Origin of the sequence: Salinibacterium sp. (assembly GCF_031364185.1) — a bacterium.
Taxonomy (GTDB): domain Bacteria; phylum Actinomycetota; class Actinomycetes; order Actinomycetales; family Microbacteriaceae; genus Rhodoglobus.
Map to the genome: position 1 here is coordinate 1 of NZ_JANLVV010000367.1, position 5,484 is coordinate 5,484.

Here is a 5,484-nt window from a genome sequence, read left to right on the forward strand (position 1 = left end):
ATCGGCAACGTACCGGAAGGTCACACGCTGCACTCCGTCGGCAAAGCGTGACTCGCTCACGAAGGAGATGTCGTCGAGCCCACCCATCGCCTTGGACTCAAGTAGTGGCTCGAGTAGCGCCCTGGATGCCGAACTGCGCCCGCCAGATCCCGCCAGTTCGAGGGCGCCGGGCGCATCCCTCCTCGCCAGCGCATCGAGGTAGCTCTGCACGAAACCGCTCGCGCTGTACAGGGTGGAGTTCAGGATGGCGACAGTGCCAGCGAACGCGCCGACCACGAGCGCTGCCACGACGGACCACGTGATGATTACTCGGCGCACAACCTCCATCCTAAATTGCACAGCGTCACGCACTAAATTGCACAGCCTCAGTCGGGCTCGCACCATGCCCCGGATGCCCCGGGTACAGTGAAGCGGTGAGTGAGCTGCAGCTATCCCCCGAGCAGCAGGCGGTGTTCGACGCCATCGAGACGACGCAGCAGAACCTCTTCATCACCGGTCGCGCCGGAACAGGCAAGTCGACGCTGCTGAATCATCTCGCAGACAACACGTCCAAGCAGATCGTCATCTGTGCGCCCACCGGGGTCGCCGCGCTGAACGTCGGCGGGCAGACTATCCACTCGCTGTTTCGCCTGCCTATCGGGGTCATCGCCGATCACGACATCGAGCAGAGCGCCGAGCTGCACAAACTGCTCGGCACCGTCGACACGCTGGTCATCGACGAAGTGTCGATGGTCAACGCCGATCTGCTCGATGCGATCGACCGATCGCTGAGGCAGGCCCGCAAGCGCCCGCTCGAGGCCTTCGGCGGAGTGCAGGTGGTGCTGTTCGGTGACCCCTACCAGCTTGCTCCCGTGCCTGGTGAGGGTGAGGAGCGGGCCTACTTCGAGGATCACTACCGCTCGATGTGGTTCTTCGACGCGAAGGTCTGGGACGACACCGACCTGACGATTTACGAGCTGACGACCATCCATCGCCAGCATGAGGCCGAGTTCAAGTACATGCTCAATGCGGTCAGGCACGGTGGGGTGACCGCAGAGATCGCCGCCCGGCTGAATGAGGTTGGCGCGCGGCCCGCCCCGACCGACGGCGCGATCACGCTGGCGACCACGAACGCCACGGTCACCCGCATCAACGCCACCGAGCTTGCGCGGCTGCCGGGGCGGGTGCTCACGGCCAAAGCCGAAGTCAGCGGAGACTTCAACGGCCGGGCGTATCCGGCCGATGAGGCGCTCGAGCTGAAGGTGGGGGCCCGTGTGATGTTCCTGCGCAACGACACCGGGTACGAGAACGGCGGCCAGCGCTGGGTCAATGGCACGGTCGGCACCGTCCTGAAGATCGACTCGACGGTGTGGGTGGATGTCGATGGCGAGCGCCACGAGGTTCGCCCGGCCGTGTGGGAGAAGTTCAAATACAGCTACTCGTCACTCACCAAATCGCTGCGCAAGGATGTGGTGGCCGAGTTCACGCAGTTTCCGCTGCGGCTGGCGTGGGCGGTGACCATCCACAAGTCCCAGGGGAAGACGTACGACCGTGCGATTGTGGATCTCGGCCAGCGTTCGTTCGCGCCGGGGCAGACCTACGTGGCACTGAGCCGGATCAGCGCGCTGGATGGGCTGTTCTTGTCGCGGCCGTTGCGGCCGGGTGACATCATCGTCGACGAGAACGTGGTGCGGTTCATGTCGCGCGTGACCGCGATTCCGGCGATCCACGCCTGAGCGGCGCTCCCTCACTTTTGGAGCGGTTGGCTCCGGACCGAACCGGCGATCATCGCGCGGCTGCTTCGGACGACGGTCGCGCCAGCGCTTCGGACGACGGTCGCGTCAGCGCTTCGGTCCGAAATGACGGAGGTTGCGGCATCCACACCCCTCAATTGCGGGCCCCGACCCACTCATAAAGCCACCTGATCCGTCATTTCGGACGACCGACGAGGCCCGTGGCCCGATCCTGCGGTAACGCGGGTCACTGCGTGACGATGTTCATAACTCCTGCAATCCGGGCCGTTGCCGGTGCCGGAGGCCCGGAAACTCAGGTGAAACTCAGGCTTTCGGTGCGAACAGACGACGACTTGCAGGAGTTATCAACAGAGGGCGGCAGAGCGAGGAGCACTGCGAGGAGCCGGCCGACCGCGGGAGTTTGGCACGAAATCGACGGCGCCTGGTGGTGGGTTGGCGAGACGATGGGGTCATGCCGATCACGCCTGATACACCCATCACCCCGGATATGAAGGACTGGACGTGGGTGATCGAGAGGCCGTGCCCGGAGTGCGGTTTCGATGCCGCGAGCTTCGAGGCCCGGGATGCCGCGGCTCTACTCCGAGCGAACGCCGCAGCCTGGCCGGCCGTGCTCGCCCGCGCGAACGTCCGCACCCGACCCGATGACTCGACCTGGTCGCCGTTGGAATATGCCGCGCATGTTCGCGACGTGTTCCGGCTCTACGCGCACCGTCTGGATCTCATGCGGTCGCAGGATGACCCGCTGTATCCGAACTGGGACCAGGACGAGACCGCGGTCGCCGAGCGCTACAACGAGCAGGATCCGGCGGTCGTGGCGAGCGAGCTGGTGGATGCCGCGTCATCGCTCGCGGACGCGTTCGACCAGGTCGATGACTGGTCGCGCTCGGGCCGGCGCAGCGACGGGGTGCAGTTCACGATCGAGACCTTCGCGAAGTACCTCATCCACGACCCGGTGCATCACCTTGCGGACGTCAATCGATAAGTTGCGTCTCAAGGAACACCGCGGTGCGCGCGAAGGCGAGTGCCGCAGCCCTGACATCGAGAGTGTCGGTCAGGCTCGCGTTCGCGAACGAATGCCTCGTCCCGAGGTAGGTGTGCTCGGTGACCGGCGTGCCGTGATCGTGTAGCCGCGCAGCGAACGACTCGGGCTCCTCGCCTGCTCGCCAGTGGTCGATCTCGGCCCACTGCAGGAGCACCGGGCAGGGGATGAGGCCATGGTCTTCTGGGCCGAGGCTCGCGTAATAGGCGACCACCGCATCCACCCCACCGGCCTGGGCATGAAGCAGTGCCAGCCAGCCTCCCATCGAGAACCCCACCAGGCCGACGCGCTCGACGCCGGTTTCCTGATCTTCCTCGACCGCGTCGTCGATGAGCGCCAGGGACCGCGCGACATCGAGGTTCTGCATGAGATCGCGAGCGTTCGACTCGACAACCGTGCACACACCGTCGTAGAAGTCGGGCACCGCCACCCTGAATCCGTGGCCAGCGATGGCCATGGCGAAAGCCTCGAGCCAGGGCAACCTGCCGTACATGTCGTGCAGCACGACCACGGCGGGATTACCGGGTTCGCCATAGAACAGCGTCTGGCCGGGGGACGGGGTCGGCATCAGGTCGGTCATGCTGTCCCTTCTGCGGTGAAGAGGGTGAACCGTGACGGGTGTGCAGTGGAGCGGATGACGGGAATCGAACCCGCGCTATCAGCTTGGGAAGCTGAAGTTCTGCCATTGAACTACATCCGCGAACGCTCCTACTTTAGCTGGCGATAGTGCTTGCCTGGGTAACCGTGCCTACCTGGCCAACAACGCTTGCCTTAGTAGCCGCGCCCGTCTTAGTAGTCTGGGCGCATGCTTCTCAGCGATCGCGATATCAGGCTCGAACTCGCATCCGGCCGCATCGGTCTCGACCCGCTCAATCTCGATATGGTGCAGCCTTCAAGCATTGACGTGCGCCTCGATAGGTTTTTTCGCCTGTTCGACAACCATAAGTACCCGTTCATCGATCCGGCCGAAGACCAGCCCGACCTCACGCACCTGGTTGAGGTCGATCAAGACCAGCCGTTCATCCTGCACCCTGGCGAGTTCGTGCTGGGCTCCACCTTCGAGCTGGTGACCCTTCCGGATGACGTTGCCGCCCGCCTCGAAGGCAAAAGCTCGCTGGGGCGGCTGGGGTTGCTCACGCACTCCACCGCCGGTTTCGTCGATCCGGGATTCTCGGGCCACGTCACCCTGGAGCTGTCGAACGTCGCGACGCTGCCGATCAAGCTGTGGCCGGGGATGAAGATCGGCCAGCTGTGCTTCATCCGCACCAGCTCGCCGGTGGAGAACCCGTACGGCTCAGGTCCGTCCGGCTCGCGCTATCAGGGGCAGCGTGGGCCGACGGCATCCCGAAGCTTCAAAAATTTTCACCGCACCGATGTGCGCTCGACCGATGCGGGTGCCGCGGGCGCGTAAGGCCGCGGAGGGTCCGACACGCGGCCCCACAGTCGCGCGGCGGGGGAACCTTACCTGTGGCGGGAGTCGCTACTCCCGCCGCGCGCGTCAAACTCCCGCCGCGTAGTGCGGTTTCTCCCGCCGCGGGAGGTGCAGTCGCACCGGACAGCTCGCCGAGGGCCCCGCTGCTGGGCCAGCTCCAGCGCCAGCTCTGCGCCAGCTCCAGCACCGGCTCTGCGCCAGCTCCAGCGCCGGCTCTGCGCTAGCGCCGGCCCAGAGCCGCGAGCTGCTCGAGCTGCCAGCCGAGCCACGGGCTGAACGCATACGGCGCCGCCGCCGCAGCCGTGTGAAGCGACTCCGGATCGACCCACGCGAACTCGGCCACCTCGTCGGGGTGGGGCACCACGGTGTCTGCCGTCTCGGCGCGGTAGACCGGGCACACCTCATTCTCGACGATTCCGGAGGCGTCGACGGCGCGATAGCGAAACTCGGGCAGCACGATCTCGAGCGAGCCGAGGGTGATGCCCAGCTCGTGCTGCGCGCGGCGACGGATCGCGGCATCCATCGCCTCATCAGGCGCGGGATGCCCGCAGAACGAGTTCGTCCAGACCCCCGGCCACGTGAGCTTCGTCACACTTCGACGCGTCACCAGCACCTTCCCGGCGGCGTTATAGACGTGGCAGGAGAAGGCCAGGTGGAGCGGCGTCTCAGCGGTGTGGACGCCAACCTTATCGGCGACCCCAATCGGGTTGGCGTCGTTGTCGAGCAGCACAACCATCTCAGGTCGATCAGGGTTCATCGCGGTAGTCTGCCTGTATGGATGGTTCCGGGCTGCTTGACCTCTCCCGGGAGAGGCTGGTGCAGGTTGACGCCGTCTTGGCGCGCTTCTTCAGCCTAGCCAAGAATCGCGCAACACCCTTCGGTCAGCAGTACGTAAAACTGTGGGAGACGCTCGAGAACAACACGGTCGGCGGCAAGCGTTTTCGGCCCAGGATGGTGATGTGCGCCTACCAGTCTCTGGGCGGGGAAGACCTCGAGGCCGCGGCCAACGTCGGCGCCGCGTTCGAACTGCTACACACCGCGCTCATCGTGCACGACGATGTGATCGACCACGACTTCACCCGGCGCGGGCTCCCCAACATCGCGGGCACCTATCGCGACCGGGCGACCGCGGCAGGAGCCTCGACGCGGGTCGCTGACCACAGCGGCATCTCCGCAGCAGTCATCGCCGGCGACCTTGCGCTCTTCAACTCCTACCGCCTGATCGACCGCAGCGGCGCAGACGATCAGACCCGCGCACGGTTGCTTGAGGTCATGGATGA

At 65.4% G+C, this 5,484-nt stretch carries 6 protein-coding genes, 1 tRNA gene and 1 pseudogene; 4 read left to right on the forward strand and 4 right to left on the reverse strand.

All coding sequences use genetic code 11. The features are described from left to right. Positions 1–318, reverse strand: a pseudogene (locus RMN95_RS16050) (hypothetical protein); the annotation flags it as partial. 95 nt (positions 319–413) lie between these two features. Here RMN95_RS16050 and RMN95_RS16055 point away from each other — a divergent pair. Both RMN95_RS16055 and RMN95_RS16060 read left to right on the forward strand, forming a co-directional pair. Then, entirely contained in the window at positions 414–1,715 is a 1,302-nt protein-coding gene (locus RMN95_RS16055) for a DEAD/DEAH box helicase (RefSeq protein WP_309617912.1), read from the forward strand. 469 nt (positions 1,716–2,184) lie between these two features. Beyond that, positions 2,185–2,715 (forward strand): DinB family protein, encoded by a 531-nt coding sequence (locus RMN95_RS16060; RefSeq protein ID WP_309617913.1) that lies wholly within the window; start codon positions 2,185–2,187, stop codon positions 2,713–2,715. Here RMN95_RS16060 and RMN95_RS16065 read toward each other — a convergent pair. Next, a complete protein-coding gene (locus tag RMN95_RS16065; RefSeq protein ID WP_309617914.1) occupies positions 2,705–3,352 on the reverse strand; it encodes a dienelactone hydrolase family protein in 648 nt (215 codons plus the stop codon). The genes RMN95_RS16060 and RMN95_RS16065 overlap by 11 nt on opposite strands. A 46-nt stretch (positions 3,353–3,398) precedes the next feature. After that, positions 3,399–3,472, reverse strand: a tRNA-Gly gene (locus RMN95_RS16070). Between the two features lie 105 nt (positions 3,473–3,577). On the opposite strand from RMN95_RS16070, the gene dcd reads away from it, so the two are divergent. Further along, on the forward strand, positions 3,578–4,183 hold the full coding sequence (dcd, locus tag RMN95_RS16075) for a dCTP deaminase (protein WP_309617915.1): 606 nt from the start codon (positions 3,578–3,580) through the stop codon (positions 4,181–4,183). Positions 4,184–4,424: 241 nt separating this feature from the next. On the opposite strand, the gene idi is transcribed toward dcd, so the two are convergent. Next, positions 4,425–4,961 (reverse strand): isopentenyl-diphosphate Delta-isomerase, encoded by a 537-nt coding sequence (gene idi, locus RMN95_RS16080; RefSeq protein ID WP_309617916.1) that lies wholly within the window; start codon positions 4,959–4,961, stop codon positions 4,425–4,427. Positions 4,962–4,978: 17 nt separating this feature from the next. Between idi and RMN95_RS16085 the strand changes: the two genes are divergently transcribed. After that, positions 4,979–5,484: polyprenyl synthetase family protein (locus RMN95_RS16085; protein WP_309617917.1), on the forward strand; the 506-nt coding region annotated here is incomplete at its 3' end.

Bases quoted from the DNA above. Each gene is read 5' to 3' on its own strand.
- RMN95_RS16065 (WP_309617914.1), bottom strand. From the start codon at position 3,352: ATGACCGACCTGATGCCGACCCCGTCCCCCGGCCAGACGCTGTTCTAT.
- idi (WP_309617916.1), bottom strand. From the start codon at position 4,961: ATGAACCCTGATCGACCTGAGATGGTTGTGCTGCTCGACAACGACGCC.
- RMN95_RS16060 (WP_309617913.1), top strand. From the start codon at position 2,185: ATGCCGATCACGCCTGATACACCCATCACCCCGGATATGAAGGACTGG.
- dcd (WP_309617915.1), top strand. From the start codon at position 3,578: ATGCTTCTCAGCGATCGCGATATCAGGCTCGAACTCGCATCCGGCCGC.